Source organism: Staphylococcus sp. HMSC065D05, assembly GCF_001813195.1.
Taxonomy (GTDB): domain Bacteria; phylum Bacillota; class Bacilli; order Staphylococcales; family Staphylococcaceae; genus Staphylococcus; species Staphylococcus epidermidis.
The window spans coordinates 36,946-60,890 of record NZ_KV811763.1 but is presented as its reverse complement, the minus strand read 5'-3'; the positions used below and the strand labels follow the sequence as shown (position 1 = coordinate 60,890).

The window sequence follows — 23,945 nt, the reverse complement described above, 5'->3', positions numbered from 1 at the left end:
ACATAAAATAAAACAATAAAGGAGATTCATGACTATGGAAATGGCGAAAGAGCAAGAGCTGATTCTTGTTTTAGACTTTGGTAGCCAATATAACCAGTTAATTACGCGTCGTATCCGTGAGATGGGCGTTTATAGTGAATTACATGATCACGAAATTTCTATTGAAGAAATTAAACGAATGAATCCTAAAGGTATCATTCTTTCAGGTGGTCCAAATTCAGTGTATGAAGAGGGGTCATTTACCATCGACCCTGAAATTTACAATTTAGGTATTCCAGTTTTAGGTATTTGTTATGGTATGCAATTAACGACTAAGCTTTTAGGTGGTAAAGTTGAGCGTGCTAATGAGCGTGAATATGGCAAAGCTACAATTAACGCTAAATCAGATGAACTTTTCTTTGGCTTACCTTCTGAACAAACAGTATGGATGAGTCATTCTGATAAAGTAATTGAAATTCCTGAAGGATTTGAAGTGATTGCAGATAGTCCAAGTACTAATTATGCAGCTATTGAAGATAAAAAACGTCGCATTTACGGTGTACAATTCCATCCAGAAGTACGTCACACTGAATATGGGAACGACTTACTAAGAAACTTCGTCCGTCGTGTTTGTAATTGTACAGGTGAATGGACGATGGAGAATTTCATTGAAATTGAAATTGAGAAAATCCGTCAACAAGTAGGTAATCGTAAAGTATTGTGTGCAATGAGTGGTGGAGTAGATTCATCCGTAGTTGCTGTACTTTTACATAAGGCAATCGGCGACCAATTAACATGTATTTTTGTGGACCATGGTCTATTACGTAAAGGTGAAGGTGACATGGTCATGGAGCAATTCGGTGAAGGTTTTGATATGAATATTATTCGTGTTAATGCTCAAGAACGCTTCATGAGTAAACTAAAAGGTGTTTCTGATCCAGAACGTAAACGTAAAATCATTGGTAATGAGTTTGTATATGTCTTTGATGACGAAGCTGCGAAATTAACAGATGTAGATTTCTTAGCTCAAGGTACGTTATATACGGATGTGATTGAATCAGGTACTAAGACAGCTCAAACAATTAAATCTCACCATAATGTAGGTGGATTACCTGAAGACATGGAATTTGAACTTATTGAACCGATCAATACATTATTCAAAGATGAAGTGCGCGCATTAGGAATAGAATTAGGTATACCTGAACACTTAGTTTGGAGACAGCCGTTCCCAGGACCTGGATTAGGTATCCGTGTACTTGGAGAAATTACTGAAGATAAGCTTGAAATTGTTCGTGAATCAGATGCGATTTTACGTGAAGTGATTCGTGAGGAAGGTCTTGAAAGAGATATCTGGCAATACTTTACAGTACTTCCAGGTATTCAATCGGTCGGTGTCATGGGAGACTACCGTACGTATGATCATACTGTAGGTATTCGTGCGGTAACATCCATCGATGGCATGACTAGTGACTTTGCTAGAATTGATTGGGAAGTCTTACAAAAGATTTCAAGTCGAATTGTCAATGAGGTGGACCACGTTAATCGCGTTGTCTATGACATAACGTCTAAGCCACCAAGTACAATTGAGTGGGAATAATAGCATAGAATAATGAAACCCCTTAGGCATAGTCATAAGGGGTTGTTTTTGTGTTTTGGAATATTTAAAAAGGGCAGAAAAAGGGCATTATATGAAAGTTTTGCTTTATAAACCTAAAAAATACGCCTTTGATATAGACGTATTTCAAACAATATTGATAGTTTCTAATTTATTCATCATATCTTTATCCATTTGTTCAGTAACATGACTGTAAATCTGTAGGGTAGTCTTATGATCTGTATGACCTACACGATCCATAATTGCACGCAATGATATGCCTAATTGTGATAATAATGATATGTGACTATGACGCATAGTATGGCTGGTTATATGCTTTTCAATACCTACATTCTTTGCAGCAATTTGTATATTTCGATTGATTGATGTAAGTGATAGAGGGTTTCCTCTATGGTTAGTAAATATAAAATCTCTATCTACATACATTTTTTCCCACTGAACTGCTTTCTTATTCTCTAGCATAACTTTACGTAAAATATCACAACTTCGAGTAGTCAGAGAGATAGTACGATAAGATGAAGCTGTTTTTGTAGTATCTTTAAAACCGACGTTGTTACGTTCTTTACGCCAATGTATAGTGCCATCAATGATAAGTTTTTTGTTTATGAAATCAATGTTTTCTGGTTGTATTGCTAAAAGTTCGCCTATACGCATACCATTTAATACTTGAAATTCAATGATATAAGCAGTAAATAAATACGATCTTTTCATATAACTAGCACGCTTATTATTTGCTATACGTTTTAACTCTTCAGCGATAAGATGAACTTCATTCATTTCTAAATAATTCTCACGTTTTGCTTTAACTTCTTCTATTGTAGTCGCTTTTTTAGGTACTATTACATCATCTATGTAAGATATATCAGTAATGTTATATTTCTTTTGTGTATAGCGTATTATATTTTTTATAATACTCAAATCATCTTTAACCACTTTATGACTTAATCCCTCTGTTAATGAAGAATTAATTAAGTTTTGTAAAATATCAGCATTCATATTTTGAGCGAGGATATTTTTATCAATATTTCTTTTGATGTGTGCTATTTTATAACTCTTCGTTGTAACGGTAGATTGTTTAGATCCAGATGTTAATTTGTATCTTTCAAACCACTCATCGCATGCAGCATGGAAAGTTAGTGACTTAAGTGTAGTAGGTGTCTTATCGTTCAACTTTGCCTCTATACGCTCATTTAAGCGTTTCTGAGCCTCTTTCTGTGACTGCTTACCATTCTTATTAAGTACCACGCTAACACGTCGCCATTTGTTTGTGAGAGGGTCTTTATATTTCTCATAATAACGATATTTAGTTTCGCCATGTTTGTTAGTAAATTTCTCATGCCACATTTCTCATCCCTCCTTGTCGTTGATTAGATAAATAGATAATCATTCTAATTTTGATTCTTAACTTCTTCTGTGCTTGCAGTCTCTTCAGTGTTTTGTTGTTCTTGCGTATTTGGTTCTTCGATAGATTCTTGAGTTTTTACGTTTTGTTTAGGTTGTTGATTACTTTCTTCTTTAACTGATGGTTCGTTATTAGAGCTTTCATTATTTTCTTTGTTATCTGAATCATCTTGTTGTTTTTCATTATTACTGTTTTCTTGCTCTTTAGGTTTGTTCATATTTGGATTGTATATTGGGCTATTCTTCTTCAACTCTTCAAGATTTTTCTGTTCTTCTTCGCTCATATCATTAAATTTATCAATGATTTCTCCTGTACTTCTATTAACTATTGCACACAAAGAAATAGGTGTACCTGCTGCATCTCTCGCAAAATATTCAACATAGAATTCATTTGCATTACTTCGTTGCATATTAGTTTTAAAATCGCCTATTTGTGCTTCAGTAGCTGATAAATCATTTATGTAATGGTCATGAACGATTTGTTCTGCATCTCTAGCAGTGATTTGATTTTGTTGCTGGCTATTTCTGTTGTTTTGATTCTGATCACTTCTGTTTTTATTGTTGCTATTTTCCTTATTCTCACTTTTCTCTGAATCATTATTTTTCAATTCGCCATTATCATGTTGACCACATGCTGTTAGTAATAATGTTGTAGATAATAATGATACAGTTAATAGTTTGAATCTCATTCAATAGTTCTCCTTTGTTATATATTAATCTTCTTTCTCTAATCCTATAATTAGCATTAGCACTGCTGAAATAAGCATAAATGGTACAAAAATAGAAGTTATTAAAAAGCCACCAATCATTATTAGATAAAATTCATCAATTTTGTATTTACCAAATTTCATAATGTCCTCCTAATTATTTGTATTTTAATGTGATGTGTTAGAAGAGTTTATGTTGATTATCGCTATTAATATTAATGAATTCCTAATATTGCATGTGTAAGAGTTTCCTCATTTTTTCTCTTTAAGTGATTGGATATTGTTATGGATAGCAAACATTTTTAATTGCTTTTTATTTAACATAGATTCTTTTCTAAAATCATTAAAGTCTTTTTGTAGTTGTTCAATATCTTCACTTAAGTCAACCTGTTCTTGGGATAATTTAGTGACTAAAAATGAGTTGATAATTTCATTGATCATATTTTTATCATAATCATTTAATATTACACCGTTATAAAATTTTTGGTTTTCACTGTCTTTTAGGTGAAATGCTATATCGTTTATAGGCTTTTCTAAATTAATTAATTGTAAAGTTTTCTTATCATCCTCATATGCAAATATATTCTTGTTTTTATTTCTTTCATCTTTATTTCCAACTTTATTGTGCAAATCTTCATAAAAGGTATTGAAATCGTTATACAAATTTTCTAGTTCTTCATTATCAATATCGCTATCTTCAGCAGTTATAAAATTATTTAAAATATCTTTAATTTCACTGTCTACATCTTGTTTTAATTTAGATTGGTCGTTTATTTTTGAGTTTTTAAATCCTACTAATAACAAGAATAATGTCCTAGTGGTGGGGAATTTTCTTTTATTGTTCTCAAGTTTACTAATATAAGCATTTGATACTCCAGATAGTTTTGAGAGATTATTTACGGAAATATTTTCTTGCAATCTAATATCTTTTAATAACTTTGAAAATTTCATTCTATCACCTCTAATCTATAATAAAACATATTGTACTTCGATACAAATAAAAATCAGTGATAACAATTCAATAAAAATTGTTGACAACAATACTTGAGAAGTGTTAACTTAATATTGTACTTTTAACTGTACATAGTTAATAATAACAAAAGAGGTGATAATATGAATAATAATTTAAGTTTATTAATGGGCAAACATCGAATAACAGCATCTAAGTTGAGTGCAGAAACTGGCATTTCTAGAACTTCGATACATGGCTTGTATCATGAACGTACTGAGAATCCAGATACAAGAACCGTGATGAAGTTATGTGAATACTTCAATGTTACACCAAACGATTTTTTTGGAATCAATGAAAAAGAGGGGGTTAAATAAATGCCTAGAACAAAGTTACAAGATTTGCCAACTAAAGAAAATACAGCATTAGATGAAAAACAAATCGTATTTCCAGTGAAATATGCAAAACCTAAATTGTTGGGTGAGTTATTCAATTGTAGCTACTCTACTATTCGCAGATTACTCATTTCTTATGATGAAGATAATTTAGGTATCGAAAATTTGTACATGGATGTTAGTAGCACTTTAACACTAGTGAATGTAGAAAAATTTGAACAGTTTTTACAGAGAAAGCACAAAAAATATTTATGAGGAGTGAAACAAATGAGATTGTATATTTTGATTTCAACACTAGCTATAACAATTGGTTGCTTATATGCATACTCTATTGATTTTATTCATGGGATTGCAATAACTGCACTAATACAAACTTTAACATTACCAATTGTTGATAAATACGAATACAAGGGAGATGAATAAGATGGAACAAAAGCAACTTGAAGTGATAGAACATATAAACTATCAACTTAAAACAAGTATCTTTAATCAATTTGAGAGTTATGAGCATACGGAGTATATAAATGGTCAAGAGGTGGTTTCAGAAATTAATCGAGAGAAACATCTCGAATTAATAATGAAATGGGTAGTACAAGAGTTAGAAAAAAATTTTAATATTGATGAGGAGAATATAAATGAGTTGGGAAATTAGAAATTTAATATGCGATATAGAGGTAGTAAAAGAAAAAATTGATGATGTAATTACGTCTTTCGCATGGTTTGATGAAGAATATTTCACTCATGAACCTAAGCATGTATTAAGTAAAGATGAAATTTTAGCTCATGGATATAGATATCATGAACACAGAATACAAAATACACAAACAATTGACTTAATGTGTATGTACTTAAAAGAGTTTGATAGCTTATTAGAGCGATTTATAGAATTAGATAAAAAAGATGCACTATCTGTTACAAGCGACCAAACTGAAACAGATAATGCATAGATTGAATAAATTAATAACAGAGTAATTAAGAAATTACACATTTTTATTATAACATCTTTGCTCTTGTTTTAATACATGGAGGTATAAAATTGAGCATAATTCAATTAGAAAATGATACTCAAGTGAGTGTGGTTTGGTATAAAAATGAAAAATCAACTTCATTCAAAAACTTCTCTCAACCTAAGTGGAGTGAATTAATTAGTCGTTTATCAATTCCACAAAATAATGGCAATAAGTACGCTAGAGGGACAGCAGTATATGGTGATGTTGCTGATGGCGTAGATGATAAAGGTAATGCATATCGAAAATATAGAAATAATGACAATGTACTTTATAGAGATGTACTTGTACTTGATTATGATGATGAAGACGATTTAAACATGCTACACAAGTCAATTAAAAGCGAATTAGAAGGCTTTGCATGGTTTTGGCATACAACATTCAGACACACAAATGAAAGTCCTAGAATACGCTTGTACGTGCCATTGAGTAAGCGTATAAGTGCAAATGAATATCGTGCATATGTGAGAACATTAGCACAAAAAATTGCGTGCAAAATTGATGAGGGCAGTTATCAACCATCTAGGGCTATGGCGTTACCAGTCAGAAAAAGTAATGAAAGTCCTTTTGAATTTCAATTTAACGATGCTGCAATATTAGATAAATCGACACTTAAAGAGTGGGCTAAATTGTTTGATATTTCTACTCAAGAAAATTCTACTCAAAACTTTAAAAGACGTGATCCAAGCCATTGGGAAGAAAAAGCCTTTGGCGTTAGTGAAGGTGGGCGTAATTCTTCACTAGCAAGCATTTTAGGGCACTTATTTAATCGTAGAGTAAATGAACACATTATCTATTCTTTTGCTCAGATGTGGGGGCAATCATGCACGCCACCAATGAATGAACGTGAAATTAATACTACTTTTTATTCTATTATGAAAAAACATTACAACAATTAGAGAGGAGTTTTCTATGAATTTTACTAATGATGAAATTTTGAATGAAATCAATGAAAATTTAAACCGAAAATCTTACACACCTGATTTTATTCCAGATGGTTATAAAGTGAAACCAAATCAATACGGTGCAGCACTTTACCAAATTATCCCAAGTAAAAAAGATGGTGAACCAGATAGAGAAAAGTTCATCACTACTACTATTCCAGAAATCAATACTAGATATGAAAATATTGAAAATGGTGAAGTTAGTTATAATATGCACTTTATAGACGATAGAACACCAGTGAATTTAAGTGTTACTGCCGAAGAAATTACTGACAATAGACAACTCCTCAAACTAGCAAATAAAAAACTAGATGTAACTTCAAATACTTCATCAAAATTAGTTGATTATATTAATCAGTCCAAGAGATATAGTCCACCTATCAATATAAAGGTAGCAACTCGATTAGGCCATGTAAAAGATTACTTTATTTATCCATATAAAGACGAAATGGAACACAAAAATATAAAGTTTTTCAATAATGATAAAGGCTTTCAAAAGTTAGTCAATTCGTTTCAAAGTAAAGGTACAATTAAAGATTATTCAGAAAAAGTATTTGTAAAAATTAAAGAGTTGCCTATGGTGATGGTGATGTTATACGCCTCACTAGGTTCAGTATTACTTTATGAATTTGATATTATGCCATTCATTGTTGAACTTGCTGGAAGTACTTCAACAGGTAAAACATTCACTTTAAATTTAGTAGCTAGTGTGTGGGGGACTACTGACCTCACAACTACATGGAGTTCTACTAGAAATAGCATTGAGGCTATGGCTGCATTTTTGAACTCTTTTCCAATGTTTAAAGATGATACACGTAATATATCACCTAATTTTATAGCTAATGCAGTCTACAACTATTCAAGTGGTGAAAGTAAAAGCCGAAGTAATAAGAATTTAACTATTGATGAAAAGAAAGAATGGAAAAATATCTTGCTTTCTACTGGTGAGGCCTCAATTACGAATATGGCAGAAGATAAAGCAGGGGTATCGGCTCGTGTCGTTACTTTAGAAGAGCAACCTTATCCAGATAATTTTGACTTCATCTCATTAGATTATGAATTTAGAGAGAATTACGGAACGCTAGGAATTGAATTTATTAAACAATATCAATCAAAAAAAGATGAGTATAAAGAAAGTTTTGAAAGCTATTTAAGATACTTTAATGAAAAAGGTATCAATGAAGTAATGCAACGTATTGGGAAGTGCTTTGCCTTATTACAGCTTACTGGTGAAATTCTTAATGATATAGATGGCTTTGAACATGATTACTATAAGATTATTAACCAAGCATATGAAAATATGTTGAATAATAATAAAACGATAGATAAACCTAAACAAATGCTTGAGGATATGCTGCAATATTTAGACGCTCACCGAAATAATATAACTGGCGATGGATATAGTCACGTGAAAAATGGGGAGATTAAAGCAGTATATAAACGTGGTTACCTATGTATTTTAGGCGATACAGTAAAAGATATATTAGGTCATGAAATGTACACCACAACAAAACAATGGGATAAAAAAGGTTATTTAGTTAAGAAAGAAAAAGACCGTTTACAAATACAGGTTAGACATGAGACTAAAAAACATAGAGGCTTTGCTATTAAAGATGAAGTTATAAAAGAAATGGGATTTGATTTCTCAAATTCTCACAATCCACATTCAGAATTTTAAAAGTACCACATGTACCCGTTGAGCACCCACTTAGAAATAGAAAACGGGTACTCGATAAACATTGTAATATCAAGGTTTGAAAAAGATAGTACCCGAAGTACCCACTAATTAATAATAGTATATATAATTTTAAGAAATTTAGATTTTATAACTAATTAATACTCACTATTTAAATGCACATACTAAAAGTATTTTAACGGGTACAACGGGTACTAATAACCTTAAATCCTTGTCTATCAATGGTTTCAAGAGTACCCACTCAATAATTAATGACGGGTACGCATTGGGTACTAGTACCACACTATTAAACATGGAGGTCAGTTATGCCTACAATTACAGAAATAGGACACCAGCAATTTAAGATGTTTATAAATAATAATAAATTTCAGCAGCATGTGAAGAAAGAACAAGAAAACATGGCTAAAGGTTTAATTATAAGTCTTTTAACTAATTCTACTAAAACTCACAAAATCTTTATTCAAGAAGTTATTTTATTAAACAAAAAATATTATCTCTATTGTTTTGGTGGGGATATATCATTGATAACTAAAGATTTCAAAGCACTAATAAAGTTTAATATTAGAAAGCCTAATCCGTTACTTAGTCAATATTTTAATAGTGATTGGATCATTGAAATAGATAACTTAAATTCACTTAAAAAAGGACATGGAAAAATGCTAATAAAAGATATATTGGCAATTTCTACAAAGCTCAATCTTGAGGCTTGCTTATGGACTGAGAACGATAAAAATACAAAATATTTTGAAAGATATAATTTTAAAAGTATCGGTAAAGTTGGAAAAGATAACGAAAATTTAATGATTAGAAGAAAGGAACGTGTATAGTATGAACGTTGAAATTATAGCAAATGAATTTGAAACTAGAGCAGCAACATTATTAAGATATTTTACTGGACTATGTGAAAGTAGTTATAAAGTACCTTTTGCATTTAAGATTTATAATGATCCTTTTAATACTGTGTATCTAATAAGTAAAGGTAAAATGTATGCTCATGTATTGATAAAAGATTGTGAAGTGAGAAAAACTTTTGAGATTGCGTCAGAAAAGCATACTGAGAAACTAATAGAGAGCATTGAGGGGCATTATGCAGGTTATGAAATACCAGATGGTACACATGACACTATAAGCGATATGATGGCTAGTTTCATGTTTGATAATGAATATTTCATGTATGGACTGGAGACGTTTGAAGAAAGTAATAATAGTGACATATTCGACTATATGAGCAGAGATTTCAATATAGATGAACTCAAGGGCGTTCAATCTAGTAATGCAGATGTTATAGGTAATATGGAGGCATTGTATCAGTTAGCTACTGGAATTAATGAACCTGCGCCAGAATTAGTTGAGGGGCTTAAAATCATTACTGAGTTTATTCAGAATGAACAGGCGAATGAAGTCGATAGTAAAGTGTTAATTGAACGATTGAATGAGCTGAAACATTCTTATTATAAAGATGTGAAAGCGTAATTTTATAGGTCATGCACTTTAGTAGGTGCATGGCTTTTGTAAATCGTAATCGTTAAGTTTTGTTAATGTTTTTATCATTAATTTAAGTCAAATAGGAACATTAGTTCTATTATTGAAAGTCTATGAATTAGTGTGAAAAGGCTTTATAGAGCTTTATAACGGACTATATAGAGATTGTTAAGAAGTTATTTAAATCTTATAAAAATAGAACGTTTGTTTGTTATTTAGGTGTAAATTTAGTATAATAGTGTTAGGAAGTAAATGACTTCTATATATCGGACAAAAATAAGGATTGAATATTTGTGGTTTTAGTTATTGTCTATATAGTGCCTCCTCATTAAAGATGAAAAGAGGAATAATTTATGACAATTACAATTGAAAAAGAATTAACGAGCGATCACATTAAGGTATTAAATGTGTTACGCAATACTAAGCAAGAGATTATTACGAAACAAAGTATTTTTAACCAACTAAACATAGAATTTAATAAAAACAACGATAGATGGTTAAGAAACACAATCCATAGCCTAGTTGTTGATTATGGTTATGCTATAGGATATAGCTATAAAAAGGACTCAAAAGGCTATTTTATGGTTAAATCTGATGAACAAAAAGAATTAGCTTTAAGAAGTATCAAGCGTCATATTGAGGGTAGTATGAAGCGATATGAGGCATTAAAGAAAATGGATATTTAAGGTGATGTAGTGGGTACTACTATTGAAATTTTTCAAGAACAAGTAAGCGATTATGAATTATTCACTAGATTTAATACTTGCTATATACAAGAACGAATAGCACTCATGGAAAGGAATATTGAAGATATGTATGATCGCACTACACCTAGTTTATGTAGTGATACTGTATTAGAAAGTATTTACTATGAGAGTTATTCCGTTGAAAATCTAGCAATCGCTATATTAGAGGAACGTCAAAAATTGGAACGGTATAAGAGGAAAAGCCAAAGAGATTTAAACGCTTTTTATACTGTTCTAGGACGTTTTTCAAAGCTAGAACAGAAATATATTAAAGATTATATTTATGCACGCTTAGAATCTCATATAAACGTGATAGAGCGATTTAAAATTGAATTACATGATTATATTCAAACAAATAGGAATGAACGTAATAAGACTATAGAGAGCGATTATTCATACATTAGTAGCGAGCGTCAAAAGGATCAGAGTTATCCTCATAAGTTAACGCTAAACCAAGAGCAAGCACTGAGAGAAAAGAAAGCTGCTACTACAGAAAAAGAAATGAATAATGATGAGTTTGTAGAGAAATTGAATCAATTAGATAAGAAAGCATTTAAGGAATTTATCTATAATAGAAATGAAAATAATATCGACTTTGAGAAAGTTTTAATATTGCTGCAAACTATCCCGAAAAGATTAACAGATAGAGAAATTAAAAAGCCATACAACTACATAAGAGAAATAGGCTTAAAAACTAACTGAAATGAGGTATATATGTGAAAACTGCTAAACACTTTGATGAATACAATGAATATGTATCAGGTCAAAGAGAAAATATTAATAAACTTGAAGATGAGCGTCAAGAGTTATCACAACGAATTAAAGAAGATAAAGAGAAATATAAAGATTTAATTGCCAGCTCAAAAGATGATGAGGCTGATGCACTATATTCAACATTCGATAAGAATGAGCAGAAGCTCAAAGCATTACAGAAACGCCTAGAGACAAAGCAAGAAGTATTTGACGATGCAAGACGTAAAAAAGCTATTGAGATTCTCAAGCATCAGGGAGAGCTTCCTCGCTTGTACCAAGAGGACAAAGAACGTATATTATCTAAATTTGTGCCAATTATTAAAGAATATAACAAAGTGATAGAAGAAATCGAAGCGTTAAACAATGAATATGAAGATGAGTTTTACAGATATGTAAAACTATATGATTTGGAAGATTTTGAAGAAGATAATGAAGCAAGAGACGAAATAAAAAATTACTTTAGTCCAAACCAATACAGTAACTATGTCGGTGCTGATAAGTTACCATTCATTGATACAAGAAATAAATTGAGAAATAGAGGTGCTAAATAATGGCTAGAAAATACAATTTAGATAAAGTTTATAATTATATTATGACTGAAACAACACTTTCTGGAGAGGAATGCAGTGATCTACTAGATGTTGTAGAAGAACAATTTTCTCAAAATATCAAAGCGCAACGTAAAGATGAGTTAGCTCAACAATCAAAGGCTAGTAAAAGATTTTCAGATTTAGCTAAAGAAAATCGAATTATTAAAGATAAGTAAATTTTTCCTTTTAATAATTATTGAAAAGGAGGTAAAACATGAGCAAATTAAATCCTAGACAAGAAAAGTTTGTGGCTGAGTATTTAAAGACGCTGAATATGACACAAAGTGCAATTAAAGCTGGTTATAGTCCTCATACTGCAAGTGAACAGGGAAGTAGGCTGCTAAAGAATAAGAAAGTAGCTAAGTATATTGATGAGCAACGTAAGAGAATTATTGACGAAGGCGTATTATCAGCGAATGAGCTATTGCATATTCTTAGTAATGCAGCAGTAGGTGATGAGAGTGAAGTGAGAGAGGTCGTCGTTAAACGTGGGGACTTTCAACGCAACCCCGATACTGATAGATTGAACCTCGTATACAATGAACACGTAGAAATGGTTGAAGTCCCAATAAAGCCTAGCGATAGATTACGTGCTAGAGATATGCTTGGCAAGTATCATAAACTATTTACGGAGAAAAAAGAGTTCACTGGTGATACTCCAGTAATCATTAATGTTGGTGAATGGAACGAAGAAGATGAAGAAACCCAAAAGCAAATAGATGATATTTCAAATCAATATCCAGACAGACCAATATTCATAGATAATATACCAGAAGAGGATTAAGCTATGAAAGATGAGCAAGTAAAAATAGATGTTGATCGCATGATAGATAAAGCACTAACATACAAAGGCAAACATATTGTTACGATTTGTGACTTAATGACTGATGATGAAGCAGAAATATTTTGTCACATGAATGAATCTGAAAAAACAAGTGTTCACTTACCTTTTAATATAAAATTAGTTAGAAGAAGTGTAGATAGAGTCATAGTGCCTTCTATCAGATTAGGAGACGATAGAATATTCATTAATCCTTGTGAAAATAATAAACCATATTAAATAATGAGAATTAATGTATATTAAATTATTGTAAAAAAGACGTGAAAACTTTTTAAAAATCAATTCGATATCATAGACAATCAAGAAAGAGTAATTAATAATTTAGTTGTAGGGAAGATAATTATCCCCATATGATCTTCTCTATAATCTAATTATCTTCATGATTGTCATTCATACTTAGCTAATCTTGGGTATATAGTATTACGTTTAGTCAAAAGTTTTAAATGACGCTGTTCAATCCAAATAGTTAGAGGTGAAAACTATGAGCGATTTTGTACAATTCGCTGAAAAAGTAGTTAACTTTCTACGTAGCATCTTAGTTAATGGCGAGCCAAAAAACTAAGTGGAAAAGGCCACTCCTTAGTTGGAGTGGTTTTTTATGTATAAGTATTTAACTTTAAGATAATTTGATTTTTACAACTATTTTTAATAAATGGTGAACATTATAAAGTTACAAACAGACTTAAAAGTACGCTTGTAACCAGTACCTTAAAATAGGGAAGTGGTTTGATTAGACAAAAAGGATGCCCCAAATTAGGGCTACCTTTTAATATCCTCAAATTTGGGGATATTGGTTTATACACAGCTCAAATGTGAGCTCTGTAATAGAACTGAATAGCTCTATATATTTAACCGGCTCAAATGTGAGCGTATTAATTAATAATACAAATGCTGACGCACTAAGTCAGTGCATTAGAAAACGAAAATATTCGTTCTCTATAATTAAGATGAATATAGCCGAAATTTCGGCACAATAGAATACGATATTAAGTCATGTAATCTCTGTATAGTTAAAATGGCTATGTAGCTTTATACAGCTTATCTATGTACCTAGATTGAGTAAGCAGCGTTTAATAAATTTTATAGTCCAATTCTGGACAGTGAAAGTCTTAAAATACAAATAATAAAATGATATGTTAATGTGAAGTTAAAAAGGAGTACTAGTAATGGCGAAAGCTTTAATGTTAATAATAACTATTGTTTGTATGGCTTATATTGTGTATAACTTCATTAAAGATAAACCAGTCATTAACATTTTCTTTGTTGGGGTAATACAATCATTTCTATTATTTCTAATTCGCTTCTTTTGGATAAAGGAATCTTTTAGCAAATCATTTTTATCGTCTTTTGACTTATTTATGATTATAGTTGTGGTTATTTATTTGATATATAAATTAAGCAAGAGAAGAAAAGAAAATAAGGATGAATAGTTACTGATAGCTGCGTAGTCGAAATGGCTACGTAGCTTATATAATGATGCATGAACAATTCGTTCAGTCAGATAGCAAAGGGAGTAGGGAAACACGTCTCCCTTTGATATCTAATGGAATGAACGAAACGTTATCCCATATGATTTTATGTATATAATAGGAACTACTTTTGTACATAAGTACATTCTCAATTTGGTAATATGCTAATACATTGGGGCAGTCCTAAATTAGGATTACGATAAAATTATAAATATCGCAATCATCTAATATAAAGAAAGGAATAATACTAAAAAAAAACTAATTATGCTTTAGTAGAATATAGTGAATTTTAAAATTTGTTTTCTATTAAAGTAAATGTTAATATGGTATCAAATGATACCAAAAGATACCAAAAGATAATGTGAATTTAAATTAGCAAAGGAGAAAAAGGAGAAAATGTAAATAATGAAAGGGAATTACGCTTCTGTAGATGAGATAAATAAATTTTTGATTGAGTATAAATCCTGTCTAGAAGATGGGGTAGAATTTGTACCTAGAACATACACAGGTTTGACTATATTAGGCTTGGATATTGAATTAGCAAAAGATGAATTAAAAGGGTTGACATATAAAGATTTTGATAGGGGACCAACTCCAGATCATAATGGAGATGGTACAGATATTTGGGAGTTTGGAAAAGAAATTGAAGGTGTGCTAACATATATCAAAATAAAGTTGACCAATACTAAGAAATGTAAAGTTTTATCATTTAAGCCCTCGAATGGTCCTTTTACTAGACCGTATAAATAACATTGAATTAGGAAAGGAGTTTAAAATGAATACTTTTGTAAAAAAAGGATCTGAAACTTTTAAAGTTAGAGACCAAGATATAACAATTGAATCAGAATTTCGTTTTAATATGGAAACAAATGAAAAAGTTTTTGATGAAGAATTAGATAATATAGCTATAAATAAAGCTTTTGATATTTATAGACAAGAAAACCAAATATTGAGTAAAGAAAAATTTAAAACAATTAGAAATAAGTACCAACTATCGCAAAGAGATTTTGCTGAAGTAACGGGAATTAGTAAAGCAAGCATATCAAGATATGAAAAAGGCGCTATTCCTACAAAAGTTAATAATAATATATATATTGATTTAGATAAAGATGTTAATAAAATGTTAGAACTTTTAAATAGAAACAAAATGAAAATTGATGAGAATATAGTGGACAAACTAAAAGTAAGAATAAATGAATTGAAAAAGATAAGTGGAGATGATGAGTATAAAATCATTGAAAAATTAATAAAGCAAACATCAAGTAATATCGAAAATGGTTTTAAAATTTTAGATTTATCGAAGGTTGAAAGTGTTATATATTATTTTGAAAAACATATTCCAAGAATATCTAAAACTAAGTTAAATAAATTATTGTTTTATTGTGATTTTATTTATTTCAAAAACAATACTGTTTCTTTAACCGGAATGGAATATATTAAAGATCATTACGGACCTGTTCCTAACAAATCTGAATACATTTATGGGCTTTTAAGTGAAGAAGATAAAATAAATTGGGTTCCTTTTCCTAATGGTCAAGGTGAATACATTGAATGTCTTAAAACAATAAGTAATGATGATATTACTGAAGAAGAAATAAAAGTTTTAGATAAAGTTATAAAACTATTTAAAAATGATAATGCTAATGAAATAAGTGAAAAATCTCATGAAGAAAATGCTTGGAATAATACTAATCTTAAAAGCATTATTCCTTATAGTTATGCTATAGAACTAAAATATAATTAGTAATTGATGATAAAGATGAGTATGTTAGCTATAATTATATCAATTATTGGGTTGATACTTACTATAATAAACATAGTTACTTCTTTAATGTGGAAGAGAAAAGATTATAATTATCGTAAAAATGAAGATGATTATAAAAAAATAATACAAGAAGAAAATCAAAAATATATAGAAAACTTTAATAACAAGAAAGAACTTATAGACTTTATAAATAATTTTATTGAATTAGGTTATAAAATATTAATGGAAAGTACTAGTTTTCTTTATAGTTTAAAATATAATATTAGCGATCTTAAAAATAATGAAGCAATAAAAAAAGAAAAATTAGAAGAATTACTTACTCAATATTTCGACATAAAAAAAGATGTTAATATATTAAAAACAAAATCAACTCACTTATATTTACATTCAAAAAATTCAGATGAAATTGCTCTAATAGGTGGAACATTTAATGAAATATATTTTTTAAACGAGCTTATAAATGAACAATTAATGAAGCATTATAAAAAAGAAAATATTAATAATAAAAAAATACTGCACGATATAAAAAGAGCATTGACAGCTACTGAAGAAACTTTAAAAATAATGAATCAGCTAGATTCAGTGCTAGTAAATAAAATTAGTATTTTATATTCAAATGAAGAAGGTGACGGAACTATAACATTTGTAAGAGGAACAGAATATTTTAAATGGTATTTTCCGAAATATCCTTATAAAGTAGTTCAAATAAAAAAGGAAGATATTTTAAATAAAAAAGAAAATATAATTAAATAATTTATAACTGATATAAATCTAATGATGGATAAGGAAGAAAAAAATGGTATAAATAAAGTTAAATTGTTAAAGGTGATATATCTATGGAATTAATAGGTAAATTAATAAACTTTATTATGACTACTATTCCTAGTTGTATAGGAAGTAATGAATTGATAAAAGATATATTCAAAATTAAAAAAGAAGATAAATAATGCAATAGTTCAAGCGTCACTTTCAGTGGCGTTTTTATTATTTTAAGACGCTGAGAGAGGCTTTGTGTTGCAGTGAGAAATGAGTTTGTGTAACTATGTATGTTAAAGTATAAATGAGGATTTGTGAAAAAATTAAGTGAGTGTGTATATGGCTAAATGCTTGTCTTTAAAAGTAATATCAAATTCACGAATTATTTTTAAGTATTAGTTTTATTATCTATAACAGTAAAAATGATGAATAGGTGTGTGAATATGGCAAAATATTTTACTTCACTTAAATTAGGTTTATATCTTTTAATTTTAATTGTATTACAGCCCATCGTTTTCAATACTTTAAATTTAGAACGATCTAAAACTATAAGTATAATTGGACACTTGATTTTTATATTAATTGGTATTTTATTAATTTATTTACACTCAAGATACAACAAAGATAAGAGTAACAATTAATTTTAAACTAACATTATATATATAAATACTTTTGGATGTGTTACGAATAATGACATTAGTTATTTTTATAATTTATACATTACTTTTTAAGGGCAAAAAAAGGGCATAATTTTGATGATAAGGGCAAGTGTATGAATATGAATTTGGTGAGGGTATAACTATAAACGTTGTTATAAAGGCTTTTTGAAAGAATCTGATATTGTATAAAATGAAGTTTATGATTGAGTGGGAATAGAATATATAAATATTAAACCCTTTAACCGCGATGGTTAGAGGGTTGTTTTTGTATTTTCGAAGTTGGAAAAAGCGGAAAAATATTATTGATGAAAGTTTATTAGGTATTAATGAATAACTATTTTTATTAACCAATTCAGCTAATGGTGACGGAAACTAAGGAAATTGTTATAAAACATGGTGAATATAAGGAAAACCCACAAAATGGTAAAGTGCAACTTGTTTACAATGAATATGTTCAGCTAGTAGAAGGCCATACTAAGCCAAGTGATTGTTTGAAAGTTCGTGATGATATGCTTGGGAAATACCATAAACTATTTACTGAGAGAAAAGAGTTTACAGGTGATACGCCAGTAATTGTTAATATTGGCGAATGGTATGAGGGCGATGAAGAAGATAAACAGAGAGCTCTAGATAAAATAAAAGAAAACTCTCCTAATAGAACAATTATTGTTGATGATATACCGTTAGAGGATTAAATAGAGCCTATCTGATAATATTCAGATGGGCATTTTTGATTTTAATTGAGATATTATTTTATTAGTATTTTAATTGATTAATAAATGATAATCTAAAAGGGGTAAGATTAAAAAATAATAGGAGAATGGTAATTGGACAAAGTTAATTACTTTTTAAAAGCATTGGTATTAGCATTTATGATTCGTTGTACAATGAACTATTTACTTCCGTCACCTGAAAAATTATTGTTTAGATTTTTAGATGGACTTACTTTTGGTGTTTTAACTGTATTTTTAATTAATTGGATTATTGGAATTTTTAAGAAGTATTCACAAAAATAAATTGCTCATTTATGTTGATTTTGAAATTGTTAAAAATTCTAAGTATCGATATCAATAAAGCAATTGGAATAAAGCATCTATGATTATTTGAAAACATAAGTTATAATATATTCAAAAATATTTTTGAATGAGGTGTAATTATGATTCAGACTATTGTAACTGCTGCTATTCTTTATATTGCGACAGCAGTAGATTTATTAGTGATTTTGTTAATATTTTTTGCTAAAGCAAAGACTAAAAAGGAATATCGAGATATTTATATTGGTCAATATGTAGGATCTGTGACATTGATTGTCGTAAGTTTATTCTTTGCCTTTGTCTTAAATTATGTTCCTGAAAAATGGATATTAGGATTATTAGGGTTAATACCGATTTATTTAGGAATTAAAGTGGCTATTTATGATGATTGTGAAGGAGAAAAGAGAGCTAAAAAAGAATTGAATGAAAAAGGATTGTCTAAATTAGTTGGTACGGTTGCAATTGTTACGATAGCAAGTTGTGGTGCTGATAATATTGGTTTATTTGTTCCGTATTTTGTGACATTAAGTGTTACTAATTTATTCATTACTTTGTTTGTCTTTTTAATTTTAATTTTCTTCTTGGTATTTACTGCACAAAAATTAGCTAATATTCCAGGAGTTGGAGAAATTGTTGAGAAATTTAGCCGTTGGATTATGGCTGTTATTTATATAGCTTTAGGTTTATTTATTATTATAGAAAATGACACTATTCAAACAATTTTAGGATTTATATTTTAATTTAGGGTGTGATTTCATATGAGTTATGAAAATGCTTGTGATGTGATCTGTGTACATGAGGATAAAGTTAACAATGCTTTAAGTTTTTTAGAAGATGATAAATCTAAGAAATTACTTAACATTTTAGAAAAAATTTGTGATGAGAAGAAATTGAAAATTATATTATCTTTGATTAAAGAAGATGAGTTGTGTGTTTGTGATATTTCTTTGATATTGAAAATGAGTGTTGCTTCAACTTCACATCATTTAAGACTTTTATATAAAAATGAGGTACTTGATTTTTATAAAGAGGGAAAAATGGCATATTATTTTATTAAAGACGATGAAATAAGAGAATTTTTCTCTAAAAATCAGGAGGGTTTTTGAAGCGAGTTGAAAACGAGTTTCCTCTTGCTTTGATATTATACAGAAATAATACTAAAATAAAAAAATAAATGTAAGTGTGATTTATAAACACAAAAGTAGATGTTTAACATTTACAATTATAGTTTTCTTAAAGATAATGAACGTATCTACTGAAATGTACTACTCAAAATTGAGTATCCTTTAAATGACTGTATCCGCTAGATGTAGTCTTTTTAACTTGTCAAAACTTGACATTTCATAAAGTTACAAACAGACTTAAAAGTACGCTTGTAACCAGTACCTTAAAATAGGGAAGTGGTTTGATAAAAGAATAAAGGGTGCCCCAAATTAGGGGTGCCTTTTAATATCCTCAAATTTGGGTATATTGGTTTATACTCAGCTCAAAATTGAGCTCAGTAAAGCTATATATATATTTAACTGGCTCAAATGTGAGCTCGTTAATTAATAATACAAATGCTGACGCACTAAGTCAGTGCATTAGAAAACGACTATATCCGTTCTCTAAATTCTGAAAAGCTGAATGTGGCTTGTCTAACTTATATATTTACGTTGTGAGAAATACAATTTTGAAGTATTTTAGTGCATGAGCTGACGTAACAATTTGTGACGTTAGCTACATAAGTATTCGATAAAGAGAGTAGGGAAACACGACGCCCTTTGTAATGTGGTCTAAGTGGGGAATAAACGAAATGCTTCCTTATTCATGGTGTCGTGAAACGCTACCCCATGTGTAGCAGCTTGCGACGTTAGTAAGTGAATACAGCAAACCGCTTCGATACATAGATACATTACCAATTTAGATATGTGTTATTACACGGGTGTAGTCCTAATTTAGGATTGCAGCATTTATCAGCTTGTTGATTTAGCGATATGGTTAAAGGTTTTGTGTTTTGTTGATCCCTTAAATAAATAGACAGATTACTAAATTGGAGTTTTTTAAATGAGCTCTTTAATGTTTAAAAAAAGAATTAAGTGGTATAGTTAACTAGTAATAACCTTTATATATTTAGCCAATGGCATTGGCTCGAGGTAGTTGCTAGTACTCATTCTGACCTTTTAGCATCTATAATTTTAATTATATTCTTGTTAGGAGTGGTAAAGATGAGCGATAGTGAAACTTTCAGACAAATATGCACGCCAATTTTACAAAACAGTATTAGTGATTGTTTTGAGTGCATAGCCTCTGTCTTTAGCTAAGTATATAAGGGATAAAAAATTCACACACTGCCAAGTTAAATATATCTTTTCAAACGTCACTTACGAGTGGCGTTTTTATTTTAAATAAGTGCTATGTGGCATCGGGAATAAGAAAATGAATATAAATTCGATTGTTAAAATCAATAAAATGCTTATTTAATTTATAGCAACATTATGATATATGTAAGAGTGAACAGAATTTTATTACATATTAAAAAGGTGGTTTTCGTGTGAGCATTAAAGAAATATGGAGATATTTAGTAAACAAGAAATGGAAAGCTGACGATGTATGTTATTTAGTATTTTACATATTCTTAGCAAGCATATTTACAACTCCTTTATTAGGTGTTCCTATAGGCGTATTAGTTTATTTGTACTTTAATGAAGAGCTGTTTAAGTAGTGTTCTTATTAAATAAATAACTTCTATATTAAATTCTACACCACTATAAGTGGCATTTTTGTAATTTAAGACGCTGAGAGACGCATTCTAAAGCATTGAGAGAATCGACTAACAATTTTACAGTTGAGATAGTTTATTAAACAAAAGAGGTAAACTATATTGAATATATACGATGCTATTCTATTAGGTATATTGTTTATAATCATATATTCTGTTATTAATACACTTTTATACAATATGAATTATAGAAGAATGAACCGTAATAAAAACTTGAATAGAAAAATGATAATGATTAATTTAATATTACATGGAGTAATTGCATTGTTCATGGTTAGTGTAGCTATATATTTATCTTACTTTAAATAAGGATAAAAAATAGTATATGTATGAAACATAGGCAAAAGCATTAAATAGTTAGCATACGGGCAAGTTAAATAAATCGTTTTTGTTTTGAATACGTTATTTAAAAATTAATAGCAATCTATAAAAAAGAAGTATCTATAAAACTCTAATATGACAACGTATATAAATAGTAGAAAATACATGTAAAAATTACATATCATCGAGTGGGAATAACAAAATAATCATTTTAAAAGCTAGAAATACTAAAACAAAAGTGTTTCTAGCTTTTTTTATGTGATATGGGTTTATGATTGCATATTTTAGTTTCGTTTTGAACATTTTAATAAGAGAATCAACTTTATTAAGAAATCGATTTGATAATGTTTTGTTCAAGCGCATTAAAAAGAATCAAATGTATATAATAGAGATTGATCAATCATCGAACTAAATGACTCACTTGCTACAATGTTTTACTATTTAACTTTATTTAATTTAATAAATATTTTCTATTTTTCAAAAAATTCTCCTCAAAGGTATATTTTTTTGGTACTATGTATTTTATAGTTGTTTTCTAAAAAATCTGAAAATTTTAAATAAATGGGGGAATATTTGATATGGATTTACTTATAGGTACTTTATTTTTAATTTTAGTTTTAGTTATTTTTACTCTATTTACATACAAGGCACCCAGTGGGATGAAAGCGATGGGTGCTTTAGCGAATGCGGCAATTGCTTCGTTTTTAGTTGAAGCTTTCAATAAATATGTGGGTGGACAAGTATTTGGTATTAAATTCTTAGAAGAATTAGGAGATGCTGCTGGAGGTTTAGGTGGTGTGGCTGCGGCTGGATTAACCGCATTAGCGATTGGCGTATCTCCAGTTTATGCACTTGTTATTGGGGCAGCTTGTGGAGGTATGGATTTATTACCAGGATTTTTCGCTGGGTATATTGTAGGTTATATGATGAAGTATACAGAAAAATATGTGCCAGACGGTATTGATTTAATTGGTTCAATTGTTATACTTGCCCCCATTGCTCGATTAATTGCTACTGGATTGACGCCAGTGGTTAATAACACGTTAATTAAAATTGGGGATATTATACAAAGTAGTACTGACACTAACCCGTTGATTATGGGAATTGTATTGGGAGGTATTATTACAGTAGTAGGTACTGCTCCATTAAGTTCAATGGCTCTCACTGCATTGCTTGGTTTAACGGGTGTGCCTATGGCCATAGGTGCCATGGCCGCATTTAGTTCTGCGTTTATGAATAGTGCATTGTTCCATCGTTTGAAATTGGGAGACCGTAAATCAACCATTTCAGTCGGAATTGAACCGCTTTCTCAAGCTGATATTGTTTCCGCTAATCCTATTCCTATTTATGTCACTAATTTCTTTGGTGGGGCAATTGCCGGTATTATAATTGCTTGGTCAGGTATGATTAATAATGCAACTGGCACTGCTACACCTATTGCAGGTTTTTTAGTGATGTTTGGTTTTAATAGTTTAACGAAAGTGATTATCTATGGTTTGGTTATGGCGATTATAGGAACTATTGCTGGTATTGTAGGGTCTATTGTTTTCAAAAAGTACCCCATTATTACTAAAAAGCAAATGTTAGAACGGGACACAATGACATAACTGAGTATACAATGATGAGCGCTAAGACTAGGCGATTTGAAAATTGATCAAAGTCATAGATGATTTCACGATTATGTGAATACATAAAATGAACAGAATATTTTCTATTCAAAGTTAGAGAAAATATTTTTGTTAATATGTATGCGTGCAACTCTTAAATATTAGAAGAAATGTAGTTGAACAAAATAATATCACACCATTTATTTGACACTTGAGTATGAAAAATATACAGTTAGGCAAATTTAGTATGTTGAAGCATAAACGTTTTATAATAAAAGTGTTAAAAAAGTATTGAGAGGAGATGTAGATTATGAACGATTCAATTCAATTCGTAATACAATTTCTCAACTTTTTAAATAGTGTGCTAGTCAACGGTGAACCTAAAAAATAGAAAAGTAGCCACTCCATTGAGGAGTGGTTTTATTGTATTAATTTGCAATAATCCCGAAAATGATTAGTTTAAATTGA

At 29.7% G+C, this 23,945-nt stretch carries 30 protein-coding genes and 1 pseudogene; 26 read left to right on the top strand and 5 right to left on the bottom strand.

Features of this window, described 5'->3' with window-relative positions:
* Nucleotides 1–34: 34 nt before the first annotated feature.
* On the top strand, nucleotides 35–1,576 hold the full coding sequence (gene guaA, locus HMPREF2897_RS08370; RefSeq protein ID WP_002468031.1) for a glutamine-hydrolyzing GMP synthase: 1,542 nt from the start codon (nucleotides 35–37) through the stop codon (nucleotides 1,574–1,576).
* A 144-nt stretch (nucleotides 1,577–1,720) separates the two neighbouring features.
* Here guaA and HMPREF2897_RS12980 read toward each other — a convergent pair whose 3' ends face one another.
* The 4 genes from HMPREF2897_RS12980 to HMPREF2897_RS08355 all read right to left on the bottom strand — a co-directional run bounded on the left by HMPREF2897_RS12980 (nucleotide 1,721) and on the right by HMPREF2897_RS08355 (nucleotide 4,653).
* Nucleotides 1,721–2,938 carry a tyrosine-type recombinase/integrase gene (locus HMPREF2897_RS12980; protein WP_070592965.1) on the bottom strand — a complete coding sequence of 406 codons (1,218 nt, stop codon included), beginning with the start codon at nucleotides 2,936–2,938 and terminating at the stop codon, nucleotides 1,721–1,723.
* Between the two features lie 44 nt (nucleotides 2,939–2,982).
* The gene (locus HMPREF2897_RS08360; RefSeq protein WP_002472305.1) at nucleotides 2,983–3,684 is read right to left on the bottom strand and encodes a hypothetical protein; all 702 of its coding nucleotides are present in this window, start codon (nucleotides 3,682–3,684) and stop codon (nucleotides 2,983–2,985) included.
* A 24-nt stretch (nucleotides 3,685–3,708) separates the two neighbouring features.
* Complete coding sequence (locus tag HMPREF2897_RS12975) at nucleotides 3,709–3,846, bottom strand: hypothetical protein (RefSeq protein ID WP_172952474.1); 138 nt, start codon at nucleotides 3,844–3,846, stop codon at nucleotides 3,709–3,711.
* A 108-nt stretch (nucleotides 3,847–3,954) separates the two neighbouring features.
* Nucleotides 3,955–4,653 (bottom strand): helix-turn-helix domain-containing protein, encoded by a 699-nt coding sequence (locus HMPREF2897_RS08355; protein ID WP_070592963.1) that lies wholly within the window; start codon nucleotides 4,651–4,653, stop codon nucleotides 3,955–3,957.
* A gap of 162 nt (nucleotides 4,654–4,815) precedes the next feature.
* Between HMPREF2897_RS08355 and HMPREF2897_RS08350 the strand changes: the two genes are divergently transcribed.
* From HMPREF2897_RS08350 to HMPREF2897_RS12835, 24 genes and pseudogenes are all read left to right on the top strand, one after another.
* Entirely contained in the window at nucleotides 4,816–5,028 is a 213-nt protein-coding gene (locus tag HMPREF2897_RS08350) for a helix-turn-helix domain-containing protein (RefSeq protein ID WP_070592961.1), read from the top strand.
* Nucleotides 5,029–5,301, top strand: coding sequence for a pathogenicity island protein (locus HMPREF2897_RS08345; protein WP_070592959.1), 273 nt, complete (start codon nucleotides 5,029–5,031; stop codon nucleotides 5,299–5,301).
* Between the two features lie 12 nt (nucleotides 5,302–5,313).
* Complete coding sequence (locus HMPREF2897_RS12970) at nucleotides 5,314–5,469, top strand: hypothetical protein (RefSeq protein WP_176744858.1); 156 nt, start codon at nucleotides 5,314–5,316, stop codon at nucleotides 5,467–5,469.
* Nucleotide 5,470: 1 nt separating this feature from the next.
* Nucleotides 5,471–5,698, top strand: coding sequence for a TscA family type II toxin-antitoxin system antitoxin (locus HMPREF2897_RS08340; protein ID WP_070592947.1), 228 nt, complete (start codon nucleotides 5,471–5,473; stop codon nucleotides 5,696–5,698).
* Entirely contained in the window at nucleotides 5,682–5,993 is a 312-nt protein-coding gene (tscT, locus tag HMPREF2897_RS08335) for a type II toxin-antitoxin system toxin TscT (protein ID WP_070592945.1), read from the top strand. The genes HMPREF2897_RS08340 and tscT overlap by 17 nt, the downstream gene beginning before the upstream one ends.
* 89 nt (nucleotides 5,994–6,082) lie before the next feature.
* Nucleotides 6,083–6,952, top strand: coding sequence for a primase alpha helix C-terminal domain-containing protein (locus tag HMPREF2897_RS08330; RefSeq protein ID WP_070592943.1), 870 nt, complete (start codon nucleotides 6,083–6,085; stop codon nucleotides 6,950–6,952).
* 13 nt (nucleotides 6,953–6,965) lie between these two features.
* Entirely contained in the window at nucleotides 6,966–8,675 is a 1,710-nt protein-coding gene (locus HMPREF2897_RS08325; protein WP_070592941.1) for a DUF927 domain-containing protein, read from the top strand.
* Between the two features lie 323 nt (nucleotides 8,676–8,998).
* Entirely contained in the window at nucleotides 8,999–9,520 is a 522-nt protein-coding gene (locus HMPREF2897_RS08320) for a hypothetical protein (RefSeq protein WP_002448496.1), read from the top strand.
* A gap of 1 nt (nucleotide 9,521) precedes the next feature.
* Nucleotides 9,522–10,166: a pathogenicity island protein gene (locus tag HMPREF2897_RS08315; protein ID WP_070592939.1), complete on the top strand. Its 645-nt coding sequence runs from the start codon at nucleotides 9,522–9,524 to the stop codon at nucleotides 10,164–10,166.
* A gap of 362 nt (nucleotides 10,167–10,528) precedes the next feature.
* Nucleotides 10,529–10,861: a hypothetical protein gene (locus HMPREF2897_RS08310; RefSeq protein WP_002502287.1), complete on the top strand. Its 333-nt coding sequence runs from the start codon at nucleotides 10,529–10,531 to the stop codon at nucleotides 10,859–10,861.
* 9 nt (nucleotides 10,862–10,870) lie between these two features.
* Nucleotides 10,871–11,623, top strand: coding sequence for a hypothetical protein (locus HMPREF2897_RS08305; RefSeq protein WP_070592937.1), 753 nt, complete (start codon nucleotides 10,871–10,873; stop codon nucleotides 11,621–11,623).
* 14 nt (nucleotides 11,624–11,637) lie between these two features.
* A complete protein-coding gene (locus tag HMPREF2897_RS08300; RefSeq protein WP_002454454.1) occupies nucleotides 11,638–12,225 on the top strand; it encodes a pathogenicity island protein in 588 nt (195 codons plus the stop codon).
* Nucleotides 12,225–12,440 carry a hypothetical protein gene (locus HMPREF2897_RS08295; RefSeq protein WP_002502290.1) on the top strand — a complete coding sequence of 72 codons (216 nt, stop codon included), beginning with the start codon at nucleotides 12,225–12,227 and terminating at the stop codon, nucleotides 12,438–12,440. The genes HMPREF2897_RS08300 and HMPREF2897_RS08295 overlap by 1 nt, the downstream gene beginning before the upstream one ends.
* 38 nt (nucleotides 12,441–12,478) lie before the next feature.
* Nucleotides 12,479–13,048: a terminase small subunit gene (locus HMPREF2897_RS08290; protein ID WP_049386312.1), complete on the top strand. Its 570-nt coding sequence runs from the start codon at nucleotides 12,479–12,481 to the stop codon at nucleotides 13,046–13,048.
* A 3-nt stretch (nucleotides 13,049–13,051) separates the two neighbouring features.
* Nucleotides 13,052–13,324 carry a hypothetical protein gene (locus HMPREF2897_RS08285; RefSeq protein WP_070592935.1) on the top strand — a complete coding sequence of 91 codons (273 nt, stop codon included), beginning with the start codon at nucleotides 13,052–13,054 and terminating at the stop codon, nucleotides 13,322–13,324.
* A gap of 947 nt (nucleotides 13,325–14,271) precedes the next feature.
* A complete protein-coding gene (locus HMPREF2897_RS08280) occupies nucleotides 14,272–14,535 on the top strand; it encodes a hypothetical protein (protein ID WP_002496402.1) in 264 nt (87 codons plus the stop codon).
* Nucleotides 14,536–14,979: 444 nt separating this feature from the next.
* Nucleotides 14,980–15,324: a type II toxin-antitoxin system MqsR family toxin gene (locus HMPREF2897_RS08275; RefSeq protein WP_070592933.1), complete on the top strand. Its 345-nt coding sequence runs from the start codon at nucleotides 14,980–14,982 to the stop codon at nucleotides 15,322–15,324.
* A 25-nt stretch (nucleotides 15,325–15,349) separates the two neighbouring features.
* Nucleotides 15,350–16,318: a type II TA system antitoxin MqsA family protein gene (locus HMPREF2897_RS08270; RefSeq protein ID WP_070592931.1), complete on the top strand. Its 969-nt coding sequence runs from the start codon at nucleotides 15,350–15,352 to the stop codon at nucleotides 16,316–16,318.
* A 15-nt stretch (nucleotides 16,319–16,333) separates the two neighbouring features.
* Complete coding sequence (locus HMPREF2897_RS08265; RefSeq protein ID WP_070592929.1) at nucleotides 16,334–17,092, top strand: hypothetical protein; 759 nt, start codon at nucleotides 16,334–16,336, stop codon at nucleotides 17,090–17,092.
* A gap of 1,027 nt (nucleotides 17,093–18,119) precedes the next feature.
* Nucleotides 18,120–18,449 (top strand): annotated as a pseudogene (locus tag HMPREF2897_RS08255) (terminase small subunit); the annotation flags it as partial.
* Between the two features lie 132 nt (nucleotides 18,450–18,581).
* Nucleotides 18,582–18,770 (top strand): hypothetical protein, encoded by a 189-nt coding sequence (locus tag HMPREF2897_RS08250; protein ID WP_002447709.1) that lies wholly within the window; start codon nucleotides 18,582–18,584, stop codon nucleotides 18,768–18,770.
* A 140-nt stretch (nucleotides 18,771–18,910) separates the two neighbouring features.
* Nucleotides 18,911–19,528 (top strand): CadD family cadmium resistance transporter, encoded by a 618-nt coding sequence (locus HMPREF2897_RS08245; RefSeq protein WP_002447710.1) that lies wholly within the window; start codon nucleotides 18,911–18,913, stop codon nucleotides 19,526–19,528.
* An 18-nt stretch (nucleotides 19,529–19,546) separates the two neighbouring features.
* Nucleotides 19,547–19,894, top strand: a complete 348-nt coding sequence (locus HMPREF2897_RS08240) for an ArsR/SmtB family transcription factor (RefSeq protein WP_002447711.1) — start codon at nucleotides 19,547–19,549, stop codon at nucleotides 19,892–19,894.
* Between the two features lie 1,427 nt (nucleotides 19,895–21,321).
* A complete protein-coding gene (locus tag HMPREF2897_RS12835) occupies nucleotides 21,322–21,492 on the top strand; it encodes a VraH family peptide resistance protein (protein WP_002458592.1) in 171 nt (56 codons plus the stop codon).
* Between the two features lie 931 nt (nucleotides 21,493–22,423).
* Here the strand turns inward: HMPREF2897_RS12835 and HMPREF2897_RS13135 are convergent.
* Complete coding sequence (locus HMPREF2897_RS13135; RefSeq protein ID WP_371091744.1) at nucleotides 22,424–22,540, bottom strand: hypothetical protein; 117 nt, start codon at nucleotides 22,538–22,540, stop codon at nucleotides 22,424–22,426.
* On the opposite strand from HMPREF2897_RS13135, the gene HMPREF2897_RS08235 reads away from it, so the two are divergent.
* Nucleotides 22,494–23,477 carry a PTS sugar transporter subunit IIC gene (locus HMPREF2897_RS08235; RefSeq protein WP_232163315.1) on the top strand — a complete coding sequence of 328 codons (984 nt, stop codon included), beginning with the start codon at nucleotides 22,494–22,496 and terminating at the stop codon, nucleotides 23,475–23,477. The two genes, HMPREF2897_RS13135 and HMPREF2897_RS08235, sit on opposite strands and share 47 nt — an antisense overlap.
* The last annotated feature ends 468 nt before the right edge of the window (nucleotides 23,478–23,945 follow it).

Excerpts from the sequence above, each read along its gene's own strand:
- HMPREF2897_RS08245 (WP_002447710.1), top strand. The coding sequence starts at position 18,911 with ATGATTCAGACTATTGTAACTGCTGCTATTCTTTATATTGCGACAGCA.
- tscT (WP_070592945.1), top strand. The coding sequence starts at position 5,682 with ATGAGTTGGGAAATTAGAAATTTAATATGCGATATAGAGGTAGTAAAA.
- HMPREF2897_RS08360 (WP_002472305.1), bottom strand. The coding sequence starts at position 3,684 with ATGAGATTCAAACTATTAACTGTATCATTATTATCTACAACATTATTA.
- HMPREF2897_RS08290 (WP_049386312.1), top strand. The coding sequence starts at position 12,479 with ATGAGCAAATTAAATCCTAGACAAGAAAAGTTTGTGGCTGAGTATTTA.
- HMPREF2897_RS12975 (WP_172952474.1), bottom strand. The coding sequence starts at position 3,846 with ATGAAATTTGGTAAATACAAAATTGATGAATTTTATCTAATAATGATT.
- guaA (WP_002468031.1), top strand. The coding sequence starts at position 35 with ATGGAAATGGCGAAAGAGCAAGAGCTGATTCTTGTTTTAGACTTTGGT.
- HMPREF2897_RS08295 (WP_002502290.1), top strand. The coding sequence starts at position 12,225 with ATGGCTAGAAAATACAATTTAGATAAAGTTTATAATTATATTATGACT.
- HMPREF2897_RS08265 (WP_070592929.1), top strand. The coding sequence starts at position 16,334 with ATGAGTATGTTAGCTATAATTATATCAATTATTGGGTTGATACTTACT.
- HMPREF2897_RS08320 (WP_002448496.1), top strand. The coding sequence starts at position 8,999 with ATGCCTACAATTACAGAAATAGGACACCAGCAATTTAAGATGTTTATA.
- HMPREF2897_RS08275 (WP_070592933.1), top strand. The coding sequence starts at position 14,980 with ATGAAAGGGAATTACGCTTCTGTAGATGAGATAAATAAATTTTTGATT.
- HMPREF2897_RS08355 (WP_070592963.1), bottom strand. The coding sequence starts at position 4,653 with ATGAAATTTTCAAAGTTATTAAAAGATATTAGATTGCAAGAAAATATT.
- HMPREF2897_RS08280 (WP_002496402.1), top strand. The coding sequence starts at position 14,272 with ATGGCGAAAGCTTTAATGTTAATAATAACTATTGTTTGTATGGCTTAT.
- HMPREF2897_RS08345 (WP_070592959.1), top strand. The coding sequence starts at position 5,029 with ATGCCTAGAACAAAGTTACAAGATTTGCCAACTAAAGAAAATACAGCA.
- HMPREF2897_RS12980 (WP_070592965.1), bottom strand. The coding sequence starts at position 2,938 with ATGTGGCATGAGAAATTTACTAACAAACATGGCGAAACTAAATATCGT.
- HMPREF2897_RS08285 (WP_070592935.1), top strand. The coding sequence starts at position 13,052 with ATGAAAGATGAGCAAGTAAAAATAGATGTTGATCGCATGATAGATAAA.
- HMPREF2897_RS08325 (WP_070592941.1), top strand. The coding sequence starts at position 6,966 with ATGAATTTTACTAATGATGAAATTTTGAATGAAATCAATGAAAATTTA.
- HMPREF2897_RS08310 (WP_002502287.1), top strand. The coding sequence starts at position 10,529 with ATGACAATTACAATTGAAAAAGAATTAACGAGCGATCACATTAAGGTA.
- HMPREF2897_RS08240 (WP_002447711.1), top strand. The coding sequence starts at position 19,547 with ATGAGTTATGAAAATGCTTGTGATGTGATCTGTGTACATGAGGATAAA.
- HMPREF2897_RS08270 (WP_070592931.1), top strand. The coding sequence starts at position 15,350 with ATGAATACTTTTGTAAAAAAAGGATCTGAAACTTTTAAAGTTAGAGAC.
- HMPREF2897_RS08315 (WP_070592939.1), top strand. The coding sequence starts at position 9,522 with ATGAACGTTGAAATTATAGCAAATGAATTTGAAACTAGAGCAGCAACA.
- HMPREF2897_RS08350 (WP_070592961.1), top strand. The coding sequence starts at position 4,816 with ATGAATAATAATTTAAGTTTATTAATGGGCAAACATCGAATAACAGCA.
- HMPREF2897_RS12970 (WP_176744858.1), top strand. The coding sequence starts at position 5,314 with ATGAGATTGTATATTTTGATTTCAACACTAGCTATAACAATTGGTTGC.
- HMPREF2897_RS08340 (WP_070592947.1), top strand. The coding sequence starts at position 5,471 with ATGGAACAAAAGCAACTTGAAGTGATAGAACATATAAACTATCAACTT.